This is a genomic window from Flavobacterium sp. (assembly GCF_025352015.1).
In the GTDB taxonomy this organism is placed as follows: Bacteria; Bacteroidota; Bacteroidia; order Flavobacteriales; family Flavobacteriaceae; genus Flavobacterium.
In genome coordinates, this window is record NZ_JANXUG010000010.1 from 1 (window position 1) to 25,806 (window position 25,806).

Genomic DNA, 25,806 nt, shown 5'->3' on the forward strand with positions numbered 1-25,806 from the left:
TTTTGGAGGGTTTTCAATAAAATGTTTGTACACTTCTTTTTTGCGTCCGTGCGACCTGAAATCGCCTGAATAAAATAGTTTTTTGCCATTTGCTTCTATCAAAAAAGAATAAGCATCAAAGGCTGAATGATCGTTCCAATACGGAGTAATCGTAAAATCGCCTATTTGAAATTTTTTCCATCGTTCAAAATAATATGGGTTTTCAATTTTGTTTTCCTGATTCAGAAAGATGTTATTCAATTTTAAAATTTCGTGGGTTGCTTCCCCAATCCAAATAGGTATATCTTTATTCAAATAGTGCATCAATCCATAATGGTCACCGTGAGAATGTGAAATTATCAAACCATCTATTTTTGAATTTTCAGAATAGGCATCTTTAACATTCGGCAGAACACTTTTATTTATCAGTTCAGTTACAGATAATTTTTGAAATTCTCGAAAGTTGAAAGCCTTTCCATTGGTATTTAATAAAGGCATGCCAAAATCAAGCAATATTCTGCTATCGCCTGATTGGATTTCAATGCAAGAACCGCCTATTTCGTTAGTGCCTCTGTGGATGGTCAGGTTCATAGGTTTTCGGGACTAATAATTTCAAAAGTGGCTTGAGCATTACTTTTAAAGAAAGTCATATTTAATTTTTTAGCCAATTTTAATAATTCAGGCCTGTTTTTAATGTCTTCAAGTTCTTTAAATGACTTACAATCGGAACAAACTACCATTACTGCTGGTTTTATGTTTTTTATTTCTTTTAATCCGAAATCATTTTTCAATTTATCTTTACTAATTATTTTATAATAAGTATACGCTTCCAAAATAGCTCTCAATAAAGTTTCGCTATTATTTCCAAACTTAAGTTCTATAAGATATAATGTTGAAGTGTTTTCATTAAGAGACATCAAATCAATTTTACCCGCTTTGTCATTTTGTTTATCTTTTAAAGGAACTTGAAAATCAATTATTTTTCCAAATGAATTGTAATTATTTTTCTCATCAAATAATTTTTTAGCATATTTTTCTTCGTGCCTATTAGATTTTTCGTTTATAGAAAACGTGCCATCGTGATGACTTTTTGTCAAATAAGATTTGCCTTTGCTTTCTCGTTTAATTGATACTATATTATCAAAAAAATTAATCTTGTTCAATAGTTCAGAAGCAATAATTTCAGAATAATATTCTTTTGTATCAGCTGTTTTACCTACATAATTAATAAAATTTTTCTTGTAAAGTGTCTCTATAGATTTTAAAGAGTCTTTAATTTCAACTTCAATGTCTTTTTTAAAATATGCCATAATTTCTTATAATGTTTAAATTAATCCCATCAAATATATAGAAAATTGTTTGTGTCATGATGGCAAAATTAATCCCGCGTGACGACAAAACATGACTATGAGAACCCCCAAAACTTTTATGAAAACTTTGCAACTCACAACCTTTGCAACAATGAAACTTAAAACTTATCTTTGCGCCTTTAATTTGAGATTGCTTCAAAATCTCGCAATGACAATTCAATGAACAAACTTTTAATAGTAGGAACGGTTGCTTTTGACGCTATCGAAACACCTTTCGGAAAAACAGATAAAATTTTAGGTGGAGCAGGAACGTTTATCGGGCTTTCGGCTTCGCATTTTAACCTGCAATCAGCAATTGTTTCAGTTGTTGGGGATGATTTTCCACAGGAATATTTAGATTTATTGACTTCAAGAAATATAGATATTTCTGGACTTGAAGTGGTTAAAGGTGGGAAAACCTTCTTCTGGAGCGGTCGTTACCATAACGATATGAACTCGAGAGATACATTGGCTACAGAATTAAATGTGTTGGCTGATTTCAATCCAGTTGTTCCTGAAAATTTCAAAAATGCTGATGTTGTGATGTTAGGAAACTTACACCCATTTGTACAAACCGGAGTTTTAAACCAAATGACTTCAACACCAAAGTTGGTTATCCTTGATACAATGAATTTTTGGATGGATTGTGCCTTACCTGAATTATTAGACGTAATAAAACGTGTTGACGTAATTACAATTAATGATGAAGAAGCGCGTCAGTTATCTGGAGAATATTCTTTGGTAAAGGCTGCAGCTAAAATCCATACAATGGGACCAAAATATGTTGTAATTAAAAAAGGAGAACACGGCGCGTTGATTTTCCATGACCACGAAATCTTCTTTGCTCCGGCTTTGCCTTTGGCAGATGTATTTGATCCAACTGGTGCAGGCGATACTTTTGCTGGTGGTTTCGCAGGATTCATTACACAACAGGGTGATGTTTCCTTTGAGTCCATGAAAACAGCAATTATACAAGGCTCGAATTTAGCTTCCTTCTGTGTTGAGAAATTTGGAACCGAAAGGATGCTGACTTTGACAAAACACGAAGTTAACGAGCGACTAAAACAATTCAAATCCTTAACACAATTTGAAATAGAATTATCATAAATTTATGCCTCGAATCTTCGGGGCATTTTTATTTTATACAACTACTAATTACAACACAACAACTACAATGAGCGACGCGATAAAACACGAATGTGGAATAGCACTTTTACGATTAAAAAAACCGTTGGAATTCTACAAACAAAAATACGGTTCCGCTTTCTATGGCATACAAAAAATGTATCTGCTAATGGAAAAGCAACACAATCGCGGTCAGGATGGTGCCGGATTTGCCTCGATAAAACTTGATGTCGAACCTGGAGAAAGATACATTAGCAGAGTTCGATCTAACAATTCGCAGGCAATTCAGGATGTTTTTGCCCAAATTAATGAGAGAATTAACGAAGAACTTACATTGCATCCCGAATATCAGGATGATGTTAATTTACAGAAAGCAAACATTCCCTATATTGGAGAATTGTTTTTGGGACACGTTCGTTACGGAACTTTTGGTAAAAATAGTTTGGAAAGTGTTCATCCGTTTTTGCGTCAAAACAATTGGATGCACCGTAATTTGATATTGGCTGGAAATTTCAATATGACCAATGTTACAGAGCTTTTCAATAGTTTGGTAGAGTTAGGGCAACATCCAAAAGAAATGGCGGATACCGTTACTGTGATGGAAAAAATTGGACATTTCCTTGATGTTGCCGTTACAGATTTGTACCAAGAATGTAAAAATAATGGTTTGTCAAAAAGAGAGGCTTCTACGGTTATAGCTGAAAAATTAGACATAGCAAAAATATTGGTAAAAGCTTCACGGGGCTGGGACGGCGGTTTTGCTATGGCGGGATTACTAGGACATGGTGACGCTTTCGTTTTACGTGATCCTGCAGGAATTCGCCCAACTTATTTTTATGAGGATGACGAAATTGTTGCTGTTGCCTCGGAAAGACCCGTAATTCAGACGGTATTTAACGTGGCTTTTGAAGATGTAAAGGAACTGCAACCAGGTCATGCTTTAATTATCAAGAAAAACGGACTGACTACCCAAGAAGAAATTATTACACCGACGCTTAAAAAAGCCTGTTCGTTTGAGCGGATTTATTTTTCCCGAGGTAGTGATGCCGAAATTTATCAAGAACGAAAACAATTAGGAAAATTAATTCTTCCTGCAGTTTTGGAGGCTATTAATAATGATACTGATAATTCTGTTTTTTCTTATATTCCAAACACCGCAGAAACTTCTTTTTACGGAATGGTAGAAGCTGCGAATGATTTTTTGAATCAACGAAAAAATCAATTTATTTTAGATAATCGAAAAACGCTGACCAAAGAAAAACTCGAAGAAATCCTTTCGGTTAAAATCAGAACCGAAAAAATTGCTATTAAAGATGCTAAATTAAGAACGTTTATTACTGAAGACAGTAGTCGTGATGATTTGGTAGCTCACGTTTATGATGTAACGTATGGTGTAATTAAACCCACAGATAATTTGGTAATTATTGATGACAGTATCGTTCGAGGAACAACTTTGAAAATGTCAATCATCAAAATGATGGACAGATTACATCCAAAACGTATTGTTGTTGTTTCATCAGCACCACAAATTCGATTTCCTGATTGTTATGGTATCGACATGGCAAAACTCGAGGGATTAGTAGCTTTTCAGGCAACTTTAGCCCTGTTAAAAGAGCGCGATTTATACCACATTGTGGATGATGTTTATGACAAATGCAAAGCACAGGCTAATTATAAAGATAGTGATGTAATTAATTATGTAACAGAAATCTACAAACCATTTACAGATCAGGAGATTTCAGATAAAATTGCGCAATTATTGACGTCTGAAGATATTAATGCTGATGTAAAAATCATCTTCCAAACGGTAGACAATTTACATCTTGCCTGTTCAAAAAATTTAGGAGATTGGTATTTTACCGGAGACTATCCAACTGCAGGTGGAAATCGTGTCGCCAACAAAGCTTTTATGAATTTTTATGAAGGTAAAAATGCTCGGGCTTACTAAAAAATTAACATTTGTTGAATTTAAACGACTTTTAAAGTAGTTCATCTAAATTATTTGTTTGCTCAATACCAGTCCTTTTATATTTGTATCACCATAGCATTAGTAGGTTAAGTTTATGGTAGATTTGGGGCAAAAAGGGTGAAAAGAAATTTTCACCTTTTTTATTTTCTTCTTGTTTCAAAAACTTCTCAAAACAGCACTTTCTCAACTTTAACGACTTTTGATGTAGTTCATCTATATTATTTTTTTTAACATTCTATCACCTACTATATTTGTTTCACCATAGCATTAGTAGGTTAAGTTTATGGTAGATTTGGGGCAAAAAGGGTGAGAAGAAATTTTCACCCTTTTTATTTTTTAAAATCTTAATATCATCAAAAATTTGACATTTCACTCTCATTTGAGTATCATCCCAATATATTTTTAACAAAAAAACTTGTTTTTTAACAAGTTGTGATTAATTTTGGCGTACCATAGTATTTAGTAGGTTAAGTTTATGGTAGATTTGGGGCAAACAGGTGGAAGAGATTCCGCCTGTTTATTTTTATACCTTTAAGAAACAAAAAAAACCGACTGCTTTCACAATCGGTTTTACATAATATACTATTTCTTTTATTTTTCAACAGCGTAAAGCCTCGCTACTTCCGTCCAGTTAATCACATTAAAAAAAGCCTCGATATAGTCTGGACGACGATTTTGATAATTTAAATAGTACGCATGTTCCCAAACATCCATTCCTAAAATAGGCGTTCCACCGCAGCCCACTCCGGGCATTAAGGGATTGTCCTGATTTGGCGTTCCACAAACTTCTAGCTTACCATCTTTTAAACATAACCATGCCCAACCTGAACCAAATTGCGTGACACCAGCTTTAGCAAAACGCGCTTTAAATTCGTCAAAGTTTCCAAAAGCTGCATCAATAGCATCGGCAAGTTCTCCCGATGGTTTGCCACCGCCTGTTGGCGACATCACTCTCCAAAATAAATTGTGATTATAAAATCCGCCACCATTATTTCTAACGGCTGCACTTTTCATATCTAGATTTATCAAAATATTTTCTATTGACAATCCTTCTAAATCAGTTCCTGCCACAGCCGCATTCAAATTGGTAGTGTAGGCATTGTGATGCTTTGTATGATGAATTTCCATAGTTCTAGCATCAATATTGGGTTCTAATGCATCGTATGCATAAGGTAAAGCTGGTAAGTCGAAAGCCATATTATTTTTTGTTTTAGTTACTGAAAATTAAATTCAAATTTATACATTTAACTTTGTATAATGAAATACTATTTTTATATAATTCCATTAAAAAAATAAATCTTCAACCAAAATGAATTTTAATCTTCAGCCAAACGATTTAAAAAATGAAAAAATACAATTAATACCTCTTCTTAAGACTCATTTTGACAAACTGTTTGAAGTTGCTTCAGATTCCAAAATTTGGGAACAGCATCCCAATCCTAATCGATATAAACTTGAAAATTTTACAACCTATTTTAAAGGTGCTATCGACTCAAAAGGTGCTTTTTTAATTTTGGATTCAAATACCAATGAAGTGCTTGGTTCCAGTCGTTTTTATGATTACATTGAAACTGACAATTCTGTTTTAATAGGATACACTTTTATTGGGGAAAAATTTTGGGGCAAAGAATACAACAAAGTACTGAAAAAACTTATGTTAGATTATGCTTTTCAGTTTGTGGATAAAGTGTATTTTCATATTGGAGCCTATAATATTCGTTCACAAAAAGCTATCGAAAAAATAGGTGCCGTTAAAATTGATGAATTTGAGGTTGAATATTATGGGGAAGAAATTAAGTTAAATTTTGTTTACTTGATTAATAAAAATTAAAAAATCTACGGAAAATAATATGCAAAAACCAGCTTTCTCCATCTATGACGCTTCGGCAGGTTCGGGGAAAACCTATACATTAGTAAAAGAATATTTAAAAATTATTTTTTTATCAAAAAAGCCCGATGCGTATCGCAATATTCTAGCTATTACGTTTACAAACAAAGCGGTGCATGAGATGAAAAGTCGTGTTGTGGAAAGTTTGTCTGAATTTTCGAAGAGTAGTCCCAGCGAAAAAGCAATGCAGTTAATGCTTGATATTCAAATAGAAACCGGATTAAGTTTGAACACTATTGGTGAGAAAGCCAAAAGTATTATTAAGAATTTGATTCACAATTATGCCGCTTTTGACATTTCCACCATTGATAAATTCACTTACAAAGTGATACGTGCTTTTGCACATGACTTGAATTTGCCCATTACTTTTGAAGTTTCGCTCGACACCGAAAACTTATTGACCGAAGCCGTAGATGCCATCATTGCTGAAGCTGGAAACGATGAACAACTCACCAAGTTGTTGGTAGATTTTACAATGGAGAAAACAGACGATGACAAATCGTGGGATGTTTCGCTTGATATTATGGAAACAGGAAGAATGATTTTAAACGAAAACAATCGTGAAGAAATAACCCATTTTCAAAACAAAAAAATACAAGACTTTATACAAATCAAAGACAAACTAAAAAAACTTTGTGAGGATTTGAAGCCCGAAAGTTGTGGTTTAGCAAATAACGCTTTGAAACTCATTCAGGATAAAGGCATTGATGAAAAATCATTTTCGGCTGGACATTTTCCTAATCACTTGAGAAACTTCGCAAATGGAAAATTCAATCCAAAAAATAAGACTTATCATGTTTTTGAAGATATTAAAATAAACAAGACCTCGTTTGATAAAGAAAGTATTGAAAAGCTGATTCCTGAATTATTAATTATTTTAGAATCTGTTTATAAAATTCATCAAAAAATAAATTTTTATGAGGCTTTTTTAAAAAATATCACGCCCCTTTCTTTGCTTAATACTGTCAGCAACGAATTGATTAAAATTCAGAAAGAACAAGGAATTTTGTCTATTTCAGAGTTTAATAAATTGATATTCGACCAAATTCAAAATCAGCCTGCGCCATTTATTTACGAGCGATTGGGTGAAAAATACAAACATTTCTTTATTGACGAATTTCAGGACACATCAGAAATGCAATGGCAGAATCTGATTCCGTTGATTGACAATTCACTTTCAAGCGAAGATTTGTTAGGTGAACAAGGTTCGCTTATGATTGTTGGCGATCCCAAACAGTCTATTTACGGTTGGCGCGGCGGCAAAGCAGAACAATTTATTGCCTTGAGCAAAGACAAAAATCCGTTTAATAATCCGGATAAAAAACTGTTTTCGTTAGATACTAATTGGAGAAGTTATTCTGAAATAATTGCATTTAATAATGCGTTATTTGGCTTTTTATCTACAGAATTTTTGAATGAAGATTATAAAGATTTGTACAAAAATCACAGTCATCAACTAGAAAACAATCAAAAAGGAGGTTATGTCAACATCTCTTTTATTGCAAAAGGGGGTAAAATAGAGTTTGCCACCGAAACTTCAAACGAAGAAAATCTGACCAAAGAGGAATTTTTTCTTGAAACAACCTTAAAAACTATTCAAAAAATAAAGCAAATCGGATTTAAGAACACAGACATTGTAATCTTAACCCGAAAAAAAGCACAGGGAATAAAAGTTGCCAATTATTTAACGCAAAACGAAATCCCAATTTTATCTTCAGAAAGCTTGTTGCTGGGTGCCTCGTCAGAAGTACAATGCATTATTGCTATTTTAAGCTATCTAAAAAAAAATAATGACCTCCAATCGAAAGCAAATTACTTGTATTACATAGCTTTACAACAAGATAAACTTGCAATTCACGATTTTATTGCAGCGGGAATGAAGCACAGTAATGAAGTAGATTTTCAAATTTGGTTAACGCACTATGACATCGATTTTTCTTTTGACAACATACGACGAAAGTCTTTGTATGAAGCTACAGAAATTATTATTTCAAAGATTATTCCAGTAAAAAAACGAAATGCTTACGTACAGTTTTTTTTGGATTTGGTGCTCGAACACGATTTGAAAAAGCAAGCAGGAATTGCTGATTTTCTCTATTATTGGGATAACAATTCAGAAAAATTAAGCATTCCATCGCCGGAAGGTAATGATGCCGTTCGGATTATGACCATTCACAAATCAAAAGGATTAGAGTTTCAAGTCGTGATTTTCCCTTTTGCTGATGAAAATTATAGCCGTGAACCTAGAGAAAAAATTTGGCTTGACGCCGATGAAGAACAATTTGGTTTACCCAAAGTTTTGGTCGATAAAAACAGTAATGTTTCAAATTATGGCACAGACGCTACATTGGTTTACAATCAAAAAAAACAGGAGGAATTGCTCGACGACATCAATGTATTGTATGTTGCTTTAACTCGTGCCAAAGAACAATTGTACATTATTTCAGCAATGCAAACACAAAATAAAGAAAAACAATACCCAAACAATATGGCGTCGTTTTTCATTAAGTTTCTTGAAGCCGAAGGAAATTTTAATGAAGCTAAATTGGAGTATAGGTTTGGCACGCCCGAAAAATTATCGGAAACCAAAGAAATAATTGACGAAACCGAAACTATTCCGCAGCTAGTGACAGTATTAAATCCTAATAAAATCAAAATTGCGCAACGAGAAAGCTTAATGTGGAATACCAAACAGCAAAAAGCAATTGAGTATGGCAACATTATCCATGAAATTTTATCCTTCATCAAAACCAAAGATGATATAGATTTGGCACTCATAAAAGCAATAGAAAACGGATTGATTATAACCAGTCAAAAGGAAGAAGTAAAAAAAACGATCCAAGAAATTATTCATCATGATGCGTTGGAATCATTTTTCTCGACGGAACATAAAATTTTAAACGAAAAAACCATAATTCAAAAAGCAGGGACTATTGTTAAACCTGACAGAATGGTGCTTACCAACAATAATGAGGTTTATTTATTAGATTATAAAACAGGTTCACACCTATCAAAACATACACAGCAAATAGAAAACTATCAAAATGCTATAGAAAAAATGGGCTTTAAGGTGACTAAAAAAGTGTTGGTTTACATTGGGGGGACTATCAAAGTGGTAAATTTGTAAAATCTCAATTTTAAACTAAAAATAAACCAATTAAATTACAAATAAAATCATGTACGGAAAAATTCAAGCACACTTACAAAACGAATTAGATACCATCGAACAAAACGGGATTTTCAAGAAAGAGCGGGTCATCACTTCACCGCAAGACGCAGAAATCATAGTGAACGGCGAAAAGGTTTTAAATTTTTGTGCCAATAATTATTTGGGATTATCATCCCATCCCGAAGTGGTTCAGGCAGCAAAAGATGCCCTAGATTCTCATGGTTTCGGAATGTCATCTGTGCGTTTCATCTGTGGAACACAAGATATTCACAAAACGTTGGAAAAAAAGATAGCCGATTTCTACGGCACCGAAGACACCATATTATATGCTGCCGCTTTTGATGCTAATGGAGGAGTTTTCGAACCATTGCTAGGGGAAGAAGATTGTATTATTTCCGATAGTTTGAACCATGCCTCAATTATAGACGGCATTCGACTATGTAAAGCAGCGCGGTATCGCTATGAAAATTCCAACATGGAAGATTTGGAAACTCAATTAAAAAAAGCCGTTGAAGCCAAACATCGATTTAAACTTATTGTTACCGATGGTGTTTTCTCAATGGACGGATTGGTGGCACCATTAGATAAAATTTGTGATTTGGCCGATAAATATGAAGCATTAGTAATGGTAGACGAATGTCATGCTGCAGGATTTATAGGCGCCACAGGAAAAGGAACTTTAGAAGCCAAAGGGGTAATGGGAAGAGTAGACATCATCACAGGAACGTTAGGAAAAGCGCTTGGCGGAGCCATGGGCGGTTACACGACTGCAAAAAAAGAAGTGATTGAAATTTTGCGTCAACGCTCGCGACCTTATTTGTTTTCAAACTCATTGGCTCCAGCCATTGTGGGAGCATCTATAAAAGTTTTCGAATTATTAGAAAAAGACACCACACTTCGTGATAAGTTAGAATGGAATACCAATTACTTTAAAAATGGTATAAAAAAAGCGGGTTTAAACATTATAGATGGAGACTCAGCAATCGTTCCCGTAATGCTATATGATGCCAAATTATCACAAATAATGGCAGATGAGTTATTGAAAAAAGGAATTTATGTCATCGGATTCTTTTTTCCTGTAGTCCCTAAAGAAAAAGCCAGAATAAGGGTGCAATTGTCAGCAGCACACACAAAAGAGCACCTTGATAAGGCAATTTTAGCCTTTACTGAAGTTGCAAAAGCACTTAATGTCATCTAATTAACTATATTTTAACAATAACATTTTGATATTATAGTAATAGGTATTACTTTTGCCCATTATAACCATTTATAATCTAATCAAATTTAGTATGAAACATCTTAACAAATTATTCGTTGCTTTGGTAATGTTAGCTGGATTCAGCTCTCAAGCCCAAGACAGCAACAACCCTTGGGCGATTTCGTTTGGGGCAAACGCAGTAGATACAAGAATAAGCGCTGCTTCTAAATTAGAAGATCAATTATCACAGTATTTTAATGCAAAAGACAATTGGAACATCCTTCCATCTGTTTCTTATTTAAACGTATCTAAATACGTAGGAAGTAATTTTTCTTTCGGAGTTACAGGATCGATTAACAAAATTTCGAGGTATGTATTGCCAAGAGTTGGTCAAGGTCCATATACTGTTGTAAATCCAGGTGATAAAAACTATTATGCTGCTGATGCTGTTATTAATTACAGCTTAATGAGCTTAATCAAATCCAAAACAATTGATCCTTCTATACATATCGGTGGAGGTTATACTTGGATTGGGGATGATTTACACGCAGGAACATTAAACGGAGGTTTAGGATTAACGTATTGGTTTACAGAAACAGTAGGTTTATCTGTTCGTTCTACTTACAAACAATCTTTTGAGGACGTTCGTGCAGACATGCCATCACACATGCAGCATTTTGCAGGTCTTACATTCAAATTTGGCGGTTCTGACAGAGATGGTGACGGGATTTATGATAAAGATGACGCTTGCCCAGACAATGCTGGTCCAAAAGCAACAAATGGTTGTCCAGATACAGATGGCGATGGTGTACTTGATAAAGATGATCTTTGCCCAGACGTTGCAGGTTTAGTTGAATTTCAAGGTTGCCCAGATACTGATGGCGATGGTGTTGCAGATAAAGATGATGCGTGTCCAGATGTTGCTGGTTTAAAATCTTTAGCAGGTTGTCCAGATACCGACGGTGATGGTATAACAGACAAAGCAGACAAATGTCCAGATGTTAAAGGACCAAAAGAAAATGCAGGATGTCCTTGGCCAGATAGAGATGGCGATGGTGTTCTTGACAAAGATGATAAATGTCCAGATGTAAAAGGAACAGTAGCTAATAACGGTTGTCCAGAAGTATCTGATGAGGTTGTTAAAAAATTGAATGATTATGCAAAAACTATATTGTTTGACACAGCAAAATCAACTTTCCAACAGCAAACTTATCCTGTTTTACAGGCTATGACAGCTATCTTGAAAGAATATCCATCATCAAACTTCTCGTTAGAAGGTCATACAGATAGTGATGGTAAAGACGCTGCTAACCAAAAATTATCAGAAGATAGAGCAGGAGCCGTTAAAAACTATTTTATTGAAAATGGTATTGCTGCTTCAAGATTAGTTTCTGTAGGTTTTGGTGAATCTAAACCAATAGATACTAATAAAACCAAAGCTGGTAAAGCTAACAACAGAAGAGTAGAAGTAAAATTAATAAAATAATTTCTTCAAAATATTTAAAAAAAAACGTCCTAATTTATTGGGGCGTTTTTTTATTTTTATGCAATGACAAAACCAACTTTTCTTTATCAATTAGCAGAAGAAATTCTGAAAAATCATGCTGATAATCTGTCAGAACTGGTCATTGTTTTGCCAAATAAAAGAGCTAAAGTTTTTTTGCTTGATGCATTAAAAACTGTAGTATCTAGCAATATTTTTGCACCCGAAATAATAAGCATTGAAGACTTTATCCAATCTGTTGCGGGAATTCGTTCTATAGATAGTGTAGAACTATTGTTTGAGTTTTACGAAGTGTATCTTTCTGTATCTGATAAAGACAAACAAGATTCATTTGAAAATTTTGCTAATTGGGCAAAAACCCTACTTCAAGATTTTAATGAAATAGATCGTTACTTATTAGAACCTGATAAAATCTTGAAATATCTTGAAAATATAAAAGAACTTGAGCATTGGTCGGTCGATAGTAATAAAAAAACTGAATTAATAGAAAAGCATCTGCTATTTTGGAAAAAACTACCCAATTACTACCATTCTTTATACCAATATTTACTTAACAAAGGAATTGGTTACCAAGGTTTGATTTATCGCGAAGCAGTTAGAAACCTTAACCATTTTTTAGAAAGTAATACACATCAATTTGTTTTTGCAGGTTTCAATGCACTCAATAAAGCAGAAGAAAAAATTATTCAACAACTTTTATCCGTGGATGTAGCCAAAATATATTGGGACATCGACGAAACCTTACTGCAAGATTCTTTTCACGATGCTGGTTTATTTCAAAGAAAATACAAATCAGATTGGATTTATTATAAAACACATCCGTATCAATGGATTGTCAACGATTTTGCTTTAGAAAAAAACATTCATGTAATTGCTACTTCAAAATCAATTGGACAAGCAAAAATTGCTGGTAATATTATTGAAAAACATGTCGAACAAAACAACCCTAGTTTGCAAAATGTGGCGTTAGTTTTGGGCGAAGAAAATTTATTGTTACCCATTATACATTCGTTGCCCAACACAGTGGAAGGATTAAATATTACGATGGGCTTTTCGAGTAAAAATAACCCAGCGCAATTGCTGATTGCCAAACTGTTCAAATTACATACTAACGCTTTGGCCCGAAATCCATCAAGCTATGTGATGTATTACAAAGATGTTTTAGATGTTTTGACGCATCCGTTGATTGAGCCTTATGTGAATGCAAATGGGCTTGTGAACAGAATCAATAAAAATAATTTTACTTTTATTCCTCACAAAAAACTAGAAGAACTTCAGTCAGAAGGTAGTGAATTGTTTCAATTATTGTTTCAAAAATGGGATAAAAGTTCGGTTGAAATTCTACAAAATATATCTCAAATTCTTATTAAAATCAAAAACAATTTGAGTTATGAAAATGAGGAAGAAAAAATAACTAAAGCCTTTGTGTATTCGATATTTAAAGTCATTAATAAGATGATTTCCTATTTCTCGGAACATCATAATATTGACGATGTTAAAACTCTTCAAGCCATTTATAAACAAGTAATTGAGGTTGCTGAAGTTTCGTTTGAAGGCGAACCTTTGAACGGATTGCAAATAATGGGTGTTTTAGAAAGTCGCGTTCTTGATTTTGAAACTCTAATCATCACATCGGTTAATGAAGGCAAGTTTCCAGCTGGAAAAGCAACGAATTCTTTTATTCCTTATGATGTAAAAAAAGAATATGGGTTGCCTACATTTAAAGAAAAAGACGCTATTTATACGTATCATTTTTATCATTTATTGCAGCGTGCAAAAACTATCTATTTAATTTATAATTCAGACAGTGAAGGTTTTGATGCGGGCGAAAAAAGTAGGTTTATCACACAGCTAGAAGTAGAAAAACAACTTAAACACGCATTAACTTTTCAGTATTATAATCCAATTGTACCCAGCATAGCACACCAACCTATTGTAATTCCCAAAACAGAAAATGTGTTAATTAGATTAAGAGAAATTGCCTCTAACGGATTTTCACCTTCTTCATTAACAACTTATATTAGAAACCCAATAAAGTTTTACTTTCAACGTGTGCTACGAATTTCAGAAACTGATGAGGTGGAGGAAAACATTGCAGCGAACACATTAGGAACTATAATACATGGGGCTTTGGAAGAATTGTACAAACCATTTATCGGAAGACTTTTAACCGCTGTTGACATCAAAAGTTGTTTTACAATACTTGATACCGAAGTTTTAAACCAATTTAAAAAAGTATATAAAGAAGGAGAAATAAAAAAAGGGAGAAACTTATTGGCATTTGAAGTAGCCAAACGAAATGTGTTGAATTTTCTAAAACTTGAACTAGAATCTTTAGAAAAGGGAGACTTCATTCAGATTATTGCTTTAGAACATAAATTGGAACGTATTTTTGAACATCCTAATTTGCCGATGCCCATAAAAATTGCAGGAAATGTAGATAGAATAGAACTTCGCAACGGACGCATAAGAATCATTGATTATAAAACCGGTAAAGTAGATAAGAATAACATATCCTTAAAAAGTTGGATTGGTTTGACCGAAGACAACAAAAACGATAAAATAATTCAGGTTTTGGCGTATGCTTTTATGTATCAAGAACACGCAAAAGATAGAGAAATTGAGGCTGGAATCATTTCGTTTAAGAATTTAAAGTCAGGATTTTTGCCGTTCAACTTTACACAAAACAAAGAAGTTACCGAAGTTATTACCCCAGAAATAATGAGCAATTATTTGGAGCAGATGGTAATTTTATTGCAAAATATTTTTAATACAAACATTCCTTTTGAGGAAAAAATAAATTAGAACACTATTTTACAGATAGTCACAGATGGTTTTGTGTTAATTTGTGAAATCTGTGTTTAAACCTCTTTCAAAAAATCAATCAATACATTCTTCAATTCCTTTTCGTTTTCAATGTGTGACATGTGACCCTCAGGAAATGTTGTGAGCGCTACTTTAGTGCCTTCAATTTGGTCGATGGTTTCTTCATAAAGCAAAACACTATCTTTTTTGCCCAAAACTACTAGTATAGGATAGGGTGCAAAATGCAACAATACTTCTCTATCTTTTCTGATTTTCATACCTTCGAGCGCGGCAATAATACCTTGAAGCGGTGTTTTAAGAGCTTGAAGTTTTACTTTTTCGATATCCTTTGCCAGTAGCTCTCTGTTATTTTCATTAAATAAATTTGCAATTGCCATCCGAACAAAGTTAGTATAGTTTTGTTTTACTGCTATAATCGCTCGGTCACGGTTACTTTTTCGTTCCTCGCTGTCGGCTCGTGAGGTGGAGTTTATTAGCACCATTCCTTTTACATACTCTGGATACATTTCGGCGAAAGCCAATACCACATAACCGCCCATAGAATGGCCAATAAAAACAGCTCTTCGCACGCGCAGATGCGCTAAAACAGCATGAATAATATCGGCTTGATCTTCCATCACATGAACATATCCCAAACATTCGGTTTCGCCATGACCTAGTAAATCGATGGTAATCGCACGGTGTTTTTTGGAAATTTCGGGAACAAAGGCTTTCCACATGGTTTGATTTTCCAAAAAACCATGCAGCAAAACCACCGCCGTTCCTTTACCTTCATCAGTATAAGAAATAATGGTGTTTTTATAAATAAGTTGCTGTGTCATTTATATTCAAAAATAGTATTTAACTTTGAATGAAGATATTTTTTTTAAATAAAACGACCCACTTTCGTGAGCCGTCTATTTTCTATATTCTATTCTCTTTTTTCTTTCCCTTACTTCTTTTATCTAATCAAGAATTCATCAAATGCTCAATTTCGGCTACTTCGATAGGAATGTTTCTCATTAAATTAAAAGGTTCTGCTTTAGGCTGAATTACCACATCGTCTTCTAAACGTATCCCAAAACCCTCTGCCGGAATGTAAATTCCTGGCTCAACGGTAAAAACCATATTGGCTTGCATGGGTTCGTGTAGTAATCCGTAATCGTGAGTGTCCAGCCCCAGATGATGTGAAGTTCCGTGCATGAAATATTTTTTATAAGCTGGCCAATCGGGATTTTCATTTTGCACATCGGTTTTATCTAACAATCCTAAACCTAACAATTCTGAGGTCATTATTTTGCCAACCTCAACGTGGTATTGTTTCCATAATGTTCCAGGAACAAGCATTTTTGTAGCTTCATTTTTTACGCGTAAAACAGCGTTGTACACCACTTTTTGCCTATCGGTAAAGCGCCCAGAAACAGGAACCATACGCGTCATATCGCTCGAATAATTAGCATATTCAGCACCAACATCTAGCAGTATCAAATCGCCACTTTTGCATTGTTGATTATTTTCGATATAATGTAGCACGTTGGCATTATTTCCCGATGCAATAATAGGAGTGTATGCAAAGCCTTTGGAGCGGTTTCTAATAAATTCGTGTGCAAACTCGGCTTCTATTTCATATTCCATCATATTTGGTTTCACAAATTGTAGCACTCTGCGAAAACCTTTCTCGGTAATGTCGCAAGCTGTTTGAATTAGATTAAGTTCTTCGTTTTCTTTTATCGAACGAAGTCTTTGTAAGATTGGGTTTGCCTTCTCTACTTTGTGTGCGGGATAATTTTCTTTCCACCATTTTACAAATCGGGCCTCTCGGGTTTCAGTTTCAATAGAAGCGCGGTAATGCTCATTAGTATTTATGTATATCGTTTCGGCGTAAGCCATAACTTCTTTTAAAGTTTTATAAAAATCTTGAAGCCAAATTACAGATTTGATACCTGTTACTTCAAAAGCCCTCTCTTTTGTTAGTTTTTCGCCTTCCCAAATAGCGATATGTTCGTTAGTTTCTTTCAGAAAAAGAATTTCTTTTAAATGGTCGTAAGGAGCATCAGGGAAAAGTAACAAAATGCTTTCTTCCTGGTCTACGCCAGATAAATACAAGATGTCACGATGCTGCGCAAACGGCAAGGTACTATCTGCAGATACTGGATATATATCATTAGAATTGAACACAGCAACACTGTTTGGTTTCATCTGCGCTGTAAATTTCGATCTGTTTTTTTGGAATAATTGGCGGTCTATAGGAAGGTATTTCATTTTATAATTTGTTAGATTTTCGAATTATTAAGATTATTAGTTTACACGTTTATACTTTTCAAATGTACTAAAAATTGATTTTTAACGTTATACAGTAACATAAATCGATTTATTTCGTTACGTTTTTGTCTATATCTTACTCTAATTACTATGAAAAAGTATATTTTACGGCATTGTTTTTGGCAATTACCCTACAGTTTATTGCTTGTAGTTCTGAACGAGACGATACAGTTCCAGTAGCCGAGCCCATGTTAATTATTAAATTTGACCCTAATCAAGCAAGGATAAATAATTTAGGAGAACCTTCAATGGTAGCCGTCGGTAACGGAGCACAATCACCCATTTTTAATACTATTTCTTCACATTATGTTGAAATTTCTCAAAGCGCCACGACAGCACTTGATGCAGGAACTATTTTATATCATGCTCCCGAAACAACCATTGGAGATACAAAAGCTATAGATTTTAAACAGTCTAAAATTGTTACCTAGGAAGAAACTTTTTTAAAAATTCTATGAAAGTACATATTGCCAGGAAGCTATCAATGGATGCGCGTTTCGCTGTCCTATCAAAATTATCAAATTGCAGTTCGCAGTAACGGAATTGATTATACTGGTAATTTGGCAAGTTTTGTTGGGTTTAATACTTATATCAGCACTTTTAATATTGGCAGTTATCCCTTTGTAATTAATGCCAACAAAGCTTAAGGTTTTTGGGCTTTTGGATTAAATGGATTTAACTTTTCCGATTCGGGGCAAGCATCGCCTAGCGCAACTACAGTTCCAAATCCGTTGAGTGCTAGTTCACCAATCCCAGCGGGTTCTTGTGAAGTTACTGGAAAGGTTGCATCTAATTTAGTTTTAGACGGAACCGAAATTAATGATGTAACCATTACACTTTCATTATCAATTAACAAAAGTTTTGAGTGGCACAAAGTTACTCCTGATTGAAAATTTGAACCATCTGCGGGAGAAAATGTGGTTGATATGGGATTACGTGATATGATTCCAAGTTACGTGAAGTAATTTTTGTGGTGTAAATTTGTCTAAATTTTGTTGATTATCCAATTGAAAATAATTAACTGCTGAACTCATTTTAAATTGATTATAAATTATAACGAAAAGGTTGTAGTTGTTCGCAAATAGCTGTATTTTTGTGTGATTTTTTAATAAATTATTCATTCTTATGGCAAATCCTTCTATGTTGAGTTCGTCGATTGCAAAAAAAGTTGCCATGGCACTTTCGGGACTTTTTTTAATATCTTTTTTAACACTTCATTTTAGCATCAATTTAACTTCGGTATTTAGCCCAAATATTTTTAATAGCGCTTCCCATTTTATGGGAAATAATCCTTTAATACAATTTGTAATGCAACCCATTTTAATTTTTGGCGTTGTATTTCATTTTGTAATGGGCTTTATTTTAGATTTTAAAAATAGAAGCTCAAGACCAATTAGTTATGCAAAAAATGATGGCGCTGCCAATTCATCTTGGGCTTCTAGAAATATGCTCGTTTCGGGGGCTGTAGTTTTAGCTTTTCTTGGGTTGCATTTTTATGATTTTTGGATTCCAGAAATGGTGTATAAATATGTTGAAGTAAACCCTTTAGACGCCTCACGGTATTATCCAGAATTGGTTCATAAATTCGAAAGCCCAATACGAACTGGTTTGTATTGCTTGGCTTTTTTGTTATTGTTTTTTCACTTATGGCACGGTTTCAACTCTTCGATGCAATCGGTTGGATTTAATAATAAATTTTCGAGAGCACTTCATAAATTAGGATATGCATTTGCAATAATTGTCCCATTCGGATTTATTTTTATTGCACTGTTTCATCATTTTAATCATTAATTTCAAGTTATAAATGACACTAGATTCAAAAATACCTGAAGGTCCAATTTCGGACAAATGGACAGATTATAAAGATCATTTAAAATTAGTTGCGCCAAATAATAGACCAAAAATTGATATTATCGTTGTAGGTACCGGTTTAGCTGGAGCTTCTGCCGCAGCTTCATTAGGCGAAATGGGTTATAACGTAAAAGCATTTTGCTTTCAGGATTCGCCAAGAAGAGCACATTCTATAGCAGCACAAGGTGGAATTAATGCTGCTAAAAATTACCAAAATGATGGCGATAGTACGTACCGTTTGTTTTATGACACCATAAAAGGCGGCGATTATAGAGCACGCGAAGCGAACGTTCATCGATTGGCTGAAGTTTCTTCTAATATTATTGACCAATGTGTGGCGCAAGGCGTTCCTTTTGCTCGTGATTATGGGGGTCTTTTAGACAACCGTTCCTTTGGTGGGACTCAAGTACAACGTACTTTTTATGCCGCAGGTCAAACAGGACAGCAATTATTATTGGGTGCGTATTCAGCTTTATCTAGACAAATAGGATTAGGTCGCGTGCAAATGTTTAGCCGCCATGAAATGTTGGATTTAGTTAAAGTTGACGGCAAAGCAAGAGGAATTATTGCCCGAAATTTAGTTACAGGAGAATTAGAAAGACACTCGGCACATGCCGTAGTTATTGCTTCGGGCGGTTACGGAAACGTATATTTTCTTTCGACAAATGCTATGGGAAGTAACGTAACTGCTAGCTGGAAAATTCATAAACAAGGAGCATTATTTGCCAATCCTTGTTTTGTTCAAATTCATCCCACATGCATTCCTGTTCACGGAACCAATCAAGCAAAATTAACTTTGATGTCAGAATCTTTGCGAAATTCTGGTAGAATTTGGGTACCCAAAAAGAAAGAAGATGCTGCAGCAATTCGGGAAGGAAAGCTAAAACCATCACAACTTGCCGAAGAAGATAGAGATTATTATTTAGAAAGGAAATATCCATCTTATGGAAATTTAGCTCCTCGTGACATTTCGTCAAGAGCCGCAAAAGAATTGTGTGACCAAGGTTTTGGGATTGAAGCCAACGATACCAATGAAGGCGTTTATTTAGATTTCTCGACCGAAATTCAAACTAAAGGAAAACAAACAGCGTATGCCAAAGGAAATCACAATCCAACCGCAGAAGAAATCACTGCATTAGGAAAACAATGGTTGGAAGAAAAGTATGGAAACCTATTTGCCATGTATGAAAAAATCACCAACGAAAACCCTTATGAAACGCCTATGAAAATATATCCTGCCGTACATTATACGATGGGTGGTGTTTGGGTTGATTATAATTTGCAATCAACAATTCCTGGGTGTTTTGTGGCAGGCGAAGCTAATTTTTCTGATCATGGAGCCAACAGACTTGGTGCTTCGGCATTGATGCAGGGTTTAGCCGACGGTTATTTTGTGTTGCCCTATACGATTTCCAATTATTTAGCAGATGAAATCAGAACTGGTAAAATTTCTACTGAATCCCCTGAATTTACAGAAGCAGAAAAAAATGTTAAAACAACGATAGATAATTTTTTGAACAACAACGGTGCTAAATCGGTTGACCATTTTCATAAACGACTTGGTTTGATCATGTGGAATAAAGTCGGAATGGGAAGAAATGAAAAAGGATTAAAAGAAGCTATTGTTGAAATTGCCGACTTAAAAGAAGAATTTTACAAAGATGTGTATGTTCCGGGTACATCATCCGAATTAAATCCAGAATTAGAAAAAGCGCTTCGCGTGGCGGATTTCATCGATTTAGGACAATTAATGGCGATGGATGCATTGCAAAGAAATGAATCCTGTGGTGGTCATTTCCGTGAGGAGTATCAAGATAGTGAAGGCGAAACACAACGTGATGACGTTAATTTTTCGTTTGTAAGCGCATGGGAATATATGGGTTACGACATTAGTAAAGAAATCCTAAACAAGGAAGAATTGAAATACGAGTTTATCAAAATAGCCGCTAGAAATTATAAATAGTAACTAGTGAATAGCAATTAGTGAATAGTCAAAACTGCTAATCACTAATTACTTTATACAAATCACTCAAAAAACATACAGTATGTCTTCAGCAAAAAACATCAATTTAAACCTTAAAATTTGGCGTCAAAAAGATGCTAAATCCAAAGGAGGCCTAGAAACGTATAAACTAGATAATGTTTCTACTGCCAGTTCGTTTTTGGAAATGTTAGACCAATTGAACGAGCAGTTAATCAACGAAAAAAAAGCACCCGTTGCTTTTGATCACGATTGCCGTGAGGGAATTTGCGGCATGTGTTCGTTATTCATCAACGGCAGGGCGCATGGTCCAGAAACAGGAACTACAACGTGCCAATTGCACATGCGTATGTTCAAAGATGGCGATACTATTTTTATCGAACCATGGAGAAGTAAAGCATTCCCCGTAGTAAAAGATTTAGTTGTAGACAGAAGTTCTTTCGACAGAATTCAGCAAGCTGGAGGTTTTGTCTCTGTAAACACCTCCGGAAGAACGATAGATGCTAATGCAACGCCAATTCCAAAAGACGATGCCGACAAAGCATTTATGGCAGCAGCCTGTATTGGTTGTGGAGCATGTGTTGCTTCTTGTAAAAATGGTTCTGCCATGCTATTTGTGGGCGCCAAAGTATCGCAATACGCATTATTACCACAAGGGAAAGTTGAAGCCACGGCACGCGTCTTAAACATGGTGCGACAAATGGACGAGGAAGGATTTGGAAATTGTACCAATACCGGAGCTTGCGAAGTAGAATGTCCAAAAGGAATTTCGTTAGAAAACATCGCCCGAATGAACAGAGAATATTTAGCTGCAAGTTTGAAATAGGCATTAGCCAAAAGTCATTAGAAAACGCGTTCATTAATTTGGATGCTTTTTCTTTTTTTGGGCGTGACCCTCGAAAAGGAGGGTCGCGCTTTCCGCAGTACACGGTACTTGCTCCAATCGCTCACGCAGAATCTGCATAAAAATTGTATATTTGATACAATAACAACAATCGCAATGAAACTGCAACTTTCAGCTTTACTTTTTCTAATTACACTTTCCATATTTGGTCAAAAAGAATACCATCATTACGTCAATCCAATGATTGGAACTGGTGGTCATGGTCATACATATCCTGGCGCCACAGTTCCTTTCGGAATGGTACAGCTTTCGCCAGATACTCGAATAGATGGAAGCTGGGACGGCTGCTCGGGTTATCATTATTCCGACAATGTCATTTACGGATTTTCACATACACACTTAAACGGAACGGGTTGTTCAGATTTTGGAGATGTCATGCTCATGCCAACGATGGGTAAATCGAATTTAAACACGAAAGAATACTGTTCCACATTTTCTCATTCAAATGAAAAAGCCACTGCCGGATATTATTCGGTAAAACTTGAAAAGTACAATATTGATGTTCAATTAACGGCTTCAACCCGAGTTGGATTCCATGAATATACTTTCAATAAAAATGGTCAAGCCAATATTATCCTCGATTTAAATCACAGGGATAAATTGTTAGAAGGTGAAGTCCGATGGATCAATAACAAAACTATCGAAATTTTCAGGAGAAGCGAAGCATGGGCGAAAGACCAATATGTATATGCCCGAATAGAATTTAATGTTCCGATGAAAATCAACAACGTTAGAAATAACGGATTTGCTCCCGCCAAAACAACAGACACCTTTTTTGCCGGAACCCAATTAGCACTAAGCTTTTCAAGACAAGTTAAAAAAGGAGAAAAGATTTTAGTAAAAGTTGCTCTTTCTCCAACAAGCTATGATGGAGCAAAACTAAATATGTCTGAAATCAAAGGTTGGGACTTCAATAAAATAAAGCTAAATGCCGTAAAACTTTGGGATAAACAATTGACCAAAATTGAAATCACGGAAACTAATAAAGACAAACAAATCATTTTCTACACGGCTTTATACCACACAATGGTGCAGCCAAATATTGCTCAGGATATCGACGGAAAGTACAGAGGACGTGACAATCAAATCCATAAAGCGGAAGGTTTTGATTATTATTCGGTATTCTCACTTTGGGATACGTTTCGTGCAGCGCACCCTTTGTATACATTGATTGAAAAGAAACGCACTTCCGATTTTATCAATACGTTTTTAATGCAATATGAGCAAGGCAGAAGATTACCTGTTTGGGAATTAGCTTCCAATGAAACCGATTGCATGATTGGTTATCACTCCGTTTCCGTTATGGCAGACGCGATGGCAAAAGGCATAAAAGGATTTGATTACGAAAAAGCATTTGAAGCAGCGAAACACTCTGCTATGTTGGATCATTTGGGTTTGGATGCATACAAAAAACAAGGTTTTATTTCAATGGATGATGAACACGAAAGCGTTTCCAAAACCTTGGAATATGCCTATGATGATTGGTGTATTGCACAAATGGCAGAGATTTTAAATAAAAAAGAAGATTACAGTTATTTCATGAAACGTTCCCAAAGCTGGAAAAACGTCTTCGATTGGAATACTGGCTTTATGCGACCAAAGAAAAACGGCGGCTGGGACAAACCTTTTGACCCAAAAGAAATCAACAACAATTTCACCGAAGGCAATTCGTGGCAGTATTCGTTCTTCGTGCCGCAAGATATTCCAGGAATGATTGAAGCGTATGGCGGAAACGAAAAATTTGAAGCTAAACTCGACGAAATGTTCAACAGTGAAAGCAAAACTACAGGTCGTGAACAGGCAGATGTCACCGGATTAATAGGTCAATACGCACACGGAAATGAACCAAGTCACCATATAGCGTATTTGTATAATTATGTTGGAAAACCTGAAAAAACGACTGAAAAAGTACATTTCATTTTAAACAATTTCTACAAAAATGCTCCCGACGGTTTAATTGGAAATGAAGACTGCGGACAGATGAGCGCATGGTATGTGTTGAGTTCGATGGGAATTTATGCAGTTACTCCTGGAACACCTAAATGGGATTCCGTGAAACCCAATTTTGAAAGTATTAAATTCAATCTTGATGGAGAAAACATTGAGAAAATTAGTCAAAATACTACTGCTGAAGAAATGAAAAATATTGGAGGATTTTATAAAAAAGCAATTAGGAACAGTAATGCCTATATTTATACACCTATAGTTCCAGTGCCTATAATTGAAGCTAAAAGCAAGTCGTTTAAGGATAAAATTACTGTTGAAATAAAATCCCAAAATCAAAATGAAAAAATAAATTACATTTTTTATGGCGAATCACTGGGCGGAAATCCAAATTGGGACGAATACAGCGGACCTATTGAAATTGCAGGCACCACTACTATAATGGCCACTTCTGAACATAATAATCAGGAAAGCAAAAGAGTTTCTGCAACCTTCTTCAAAAAACCAAACAATTATACCATCGACATCAAATCAACCTACAATTCGCAATATCATGCTGGTGGACCAGATGGTTTATTGGATGGGATTTTTGGGACAGAAAATTGGCGCAAAGGCGATTGGCAGGGATATCAAGGACAAGACTTTGAAGCGGTAATTGATTTGCAAAACGAAATCCCGATTCATTCTATTGGAGCAACATTTCTACAGGATTCACGGTCGTGGATTTTGATGCCAACCAAAGTTGAATACTATGTTTCGACTGATAACAGTACCTATACATTAGTAGGGACAATTAACAATACTATTGATGCAAAAGAAACCGAAAATCGAATCAAAAATTTCAGTTTAGATAAAGAAATAAAAACAAAGTATGTAAAAGTCAAAGCATACAATTATGGGAAATTACCCGAATGGCATCAGGGTTATGGCGACGATGCTTTTATATTTATTGATGAGATAACTATAAAATAATTAGCCACTAGCCAAAAGAAAAAATTTAAATGCATAATCACCAATGGCTATTGCCTTATGCCTGATACCTAAAAATTATGAAAATAGCCCTTATACAAACCTCATTAATTTGGGAAAACCCAATAGAAAATCGATGTCATCTTGCACAAAAAATCACAGGTTTTATGGAAGATGTTGAGCTGATTGTTCTTCCCGAGATGTTTTCTTCAGGCTTGACTATGAATCCAAAAAAGGTGGCCGAAACGATGCAGGGCGAAACTATTGCATGGCTACAACATTTGGCGAAAGCCAAAAACTGTGCTATAACTGGAAGCCTAGTGATAGAAGAAAACAATAAATATTACAACCGATTGATTTTTATTTTCCCTGATGGTGAAATCAAAACGTATGATAAAAGACATCTATTTACGTTAGCTGGCGAGGACAAAACATATACCGCAGGAAAAGACAAATTGATTGTAGAATACAAGGGTTTTAGGATTTGTCCACTAATTTGTTATGATTTGCGTTTTCCTGTTTTTTCAAGAAATGTTGAGACTTATGATGTGTTAATTTATGTTGCCAATTGGCCAAAAACAAGGATAAACGCCTGGGATATTTTATTGAAAGCACGCGCGGTAGAAAACATGAGTTATGTTATTGGGGTCAACAGAATTGGGGTTGATAGTAACAATCTAGAATATGTTGGTCACACGCAAGCCGTTGATTTTTTTGGCGACTATCTGTTAAAGCCACAAGAAACAGAAGGCGTTTTTATAATTGAATTGGATAAGAATAAAATGCTTGAAACCCGAGAAAAATTAGCTTTTTTGGAGGACAAGGATAATTTTAGTTTAAAATAATAAA

The 25,806-nt window shown here is 34.9% G+C and carries 20 protein-coding genes; 14 read left to right on the forward strand and 6 right to left on the reverse strand.

Features of this window, described 5'->3' with window-relative positions; translation table 11 throughout:
• Together Q0Q96_RS00785 and Q0Q96_RS00790 are read right to left on the reverse strand one after the other, a co-directional pair.
• On the reverse strand, nucleotides 1–570 hold a 570-nt coding region (locus Q0Q96_RS00785; RefSeq protein ID WP_293870315.1), incomplete at its 3' end, for an MBL fold metallo-hydrolase.
• Nucleotides 567–1,289, reverse strand: a complete 723-nt coding sequence (locus Q0Q96_RS00790; RefSeq protein WP_293870317.1) for a hypothetical protein — start codon at nucleotides 1,287–1,289, stop codon at nucleotides 567–569. The genes Q0Q96_RS00790 and Q0Q96_RS00785, both read right to left, overlap by 4 nt.
• 219 nt (nucleotides 1,290–1,508) lie before the next feature.
• Here Q0Q96_RS00790 and Q0Q96_RS00795 point away from each other — a divergent pair, with 219 nt between their 5' ends.
• Both Q0Q96_RS00795 and Q0Q96_RS00800 read left to right on the forward strand, forming a co-directional pair.
• Nucleotides 1,509–2,435, forward strand: coding sequence for a PfkB family carbohydrate kinase (locus tag Q0Q96_RS00795; protein WP_293870319.1), 927 nt, complete (start codon nucleotides 1,509–1,511; stop codon nucleotides 2,433–2,435).
• 67 nt (nucleotides 2,436–2,502) lie between these two features.
• Nucleotides 2,503–4,401: an amidophosphoribosyltransferase gene (locus Q0Q96_RS00800; RefSeq protein ID WP_293870624.1), complete on the forward strand. Its 1,899-nt coding sequence runs from the start codon at nucleotides 2,503–2,505 to the stop codon at nucleotides 4,399–4,401.
• Nucleotides 4,402–5,013: 612 nt separating this feature from the next.
• Here Q0Q96_RS00800 and Q0Q96_RS00805 read toward each other — a convergent pair.
• Nucleotides 5,014–5,619 (reverse strand): superoxide dismutase, encoded by a 606-nt coding sequence (locus tag Q0Q96_RS00805; protein WP_293870321.1) that lies wholly within the window; start codon nucleotides 5,617–5,619, stop codon nucleotides 5,014–5,016.
• Between the two features lie 112 nt (nucleotides 5,620–5,731).
• On the opposite strand from Q0Q96_RS00805, the gene Q0Q96_RS00810 reads away from it, so the two are divergent.
• From Q0Q96_RS00810 to Q0Q96_RS00830, 5 genes are all read left to right on the forward strand, one after another.
• Nucleotides 5,732–6,253 carry a GNAT family N-acetyltransferase gene (locus Q0Q96_RS00810; protein WP_293870322.1) on the forward strand — a complete coding sequence of 174 codons (522 nt, stop codon included), beginning with the start codon at nucleotides 5,732–5,734 and terminating at the stop codon, nucleotides 6,251–6,253.
• 19 nt (nucleotides 6,254–6,272) lie between these two features.
• Nucleotides 6,273–9,437 carry a UvrD-helicase domain-containing protein gene (locus Q0Q96_RS00815; RefSeq protein WP_293870323.1) on the forward strand — a complete coding sequence of 1,055 codons (3,165 nt, stop codon included), beginning with the start codon at nucleotides 6,273–6,275 and terminating at the stop codon, nucleotides 9,435–9,437.
• Nucleotides 9,438–9,486: 49 nt separating this feature from the next.
• Complete coding sequence (kbl, locus tag Q0Q96_RS00820; RefSeq protein ID WP_293870325.1) at nucleotides 9,487–10,677, forward strand: glycine C-acetyltransferase; 1,191 nt, start codon at nucleotides 9,487–9,489, stop codon at nucleotides 10,675–10,677.
• 91 nt (nucleotides 10,678–10,768) lie between these two features.
• On the forward strand, nucleotides 10,769–12,163 hold the full coding sequence (locus tag Q0Q96_RS00825; RefSeq protein WP_293870327.1) for an OmpA family protein: 1,395 nt from the start codon (nucleotides 10,769–10,771) through the stop codon (nucleotides 12,161–12,163).
• 63 nt (nucleotides 12,164–12,226) lie between these two features.
• Nucleotides 12,227–14,986 (forward strand): PD-(D/E)XK nuclease family protein, encoded by a 2,760-nt coding sequence (locus Q0Q96_RS00830; RefSeq protein ID WP_293870329.1) that lies wholly within the window; start codon nucleotides 12,227–12,229, stop codon nucleotides 14,984–14,986.
• 56 nt (nucleotides 14,987–15,042) lie between these two features.
• Here the strand turns inward: Q0Q96_RS00830 and Q0Q96_RS00835 are convergent, their stop codons facing one another.
• Nucleotides 15,043–15,828: an alpha/beta hydrolase gene (locus Q0Q96_RS00835; protein ID WP_293870331.1), complete on the reverse strand. Its 786-nt coding sequence runs from the start codon at nucleotides 15,826–15,828 to the stop codon at nucleotides 15,043–15,045.
• A 127-nt stretch (nucleotides 15,829–15,955) separates the two neighbouring features.
• On the reverse strand, nucleotides 15,956–17,248 hold the full coding sequence (locus Q0Q96_RS00840; RefSeq protein ID WP_293870334.1) for an aminopeptidase P family protein: 1,293 nt from the start codon (nucleotides 17,246–17,248) through the stop codon (nucleotides 15,956–15,958).
• Between the two features lie 125 nt (nucleotides 17,249–17,373).
• Between Q0Q96_RS00840 and Q0Q96_RS00845 the strand changes: the two genes are divergently transcribed.
• Together Q0Q96_RS00845 and Q0Q96_RS00850 are read left to right on the forward strand one after the other, a co-directional pair.
• Nucleotides 17,374–17,739, forward strand: a complete 366-nt coding sequence (locus Q0Q96_RS00845; protein ID WP_293870337.1) for a hypothetical protein — start codon at nucleotides 17,374–17,376, stop codon at nucleotides 17,737–17,739.
• A 36-nt stretch (nucleotides 17,740–17,775) separates the two neighbouring features.
• Nucleotides 17,776–17,955: a hypothetical protein gene (locus Q0Q96_RS00850; RefSeq protein ID WP_293870340.1), complete on the forward strand. Its 180-nt coding sequence runs from the start codon at nucleotides 17,776–17,778 to the stop codon at nucleotides 17,953–17,955.
• On the opposite strand, the gene Q0Q96_RS00855 is transcribed toward Q0Q96_RS00850, so the two are convergent.
• On the reverse strand, nucleotides 17,952–18,140 hold the full coding sequence (locus tag Q0Q96_RS00855; RefSeq protein WP_293870343.1) for a hypothetical protein: 189 nt from the start codon (nucleotides 18,138–18,140) through the stop codon (nucleotides 17,952–17,954). The two genes, Q0Q96_RS00850 and Q0Q96_RS00855, sit on opposite strands and share 4 nt — an antisense overlap.
• A gap of 293 nt (nucleotides 18,141–18,433) precedes the next feature.
• Here Q0Q96_RS00855 and Q0Q96_RS00860 point away from each other — a divergent pair, with 293 nt between their 5' ends.
• From Q0Q96_RS00860 to Q0Q96_RS00880, 5 genes are all read left to right on the forward strand, one after another.
• The gene (locus tag Q0Q96_RS00860) at nucleotides 18,434–19,099 is read left to right on the forward strand and encodes a succinate dehydrogenase cytochrome b subunit (RefSeq protein WP_293870346.1); all 666 of its coding nucleotides are present in this window, start codon (nucleotides 18,434–18,436) and stop codon (nucleotides 19,097–19,099) included.
• A 13-nt stretch (nucleotides 19,100–19,112) separates the two neighbouring features.
• A complete protein-coding gene (locus Q0Q96_RS00865) occupies nucleotides 19,113–21,122 on the forward strand; it encodes a fumarate reductase/succinate dehydrogenase flavoprotein subunit (RefSeq protein ID WP_293870349.1) in 2,010 nt (669 codons plus the stop codon).
• A gap of 82 nt (nucleotides 21,123–21,204) precedes the next feature.
• On the forward strand, nucleotides 21,205–21,966 hold the full coding sequence (locus tag Q0Q96_RS00870; RefSeq protein WP_293870351.1) for a succinate dehydrogenase/fumarate reductase iron-sulfur subunit: 762 nt from the start codon (nucleotides 21,205–21,207) through the stop codon (nucleotides 21,964–21,966).
• Between the two features lie 174 nt (nucleotides 21,967–22,140).
• Nucleotides 22,141–24,960 carry a GH92 family glycosyl hydrolase gene (locus Q0Q96_RS00875; protein ID WP_293870354.1) on the forward strand — a complete coding sequence of 940 codons (2,820 nt, stop codon included), beginning with the start codon at nucleotides 22,141–22,143 and terminating at the stop codon, nucleotides 24,958–24,960.
• 77 nt (nucleotides 24,961–25,037) lie between these two features.
• Complete coding sequence (locus tag Q0Q96_RS00880; protein WP_293870357.1) at nucleotides 25,038–25,802, forward strand: nitrilase family protein; 765 nt, start codon at nucleotides 25,038–25,040, stop codon at nucleotides 25,800–25,802.
• The last annotated feature ends 4 nt before the right edge of the window (nucleotides 25,803–25,806 follow it).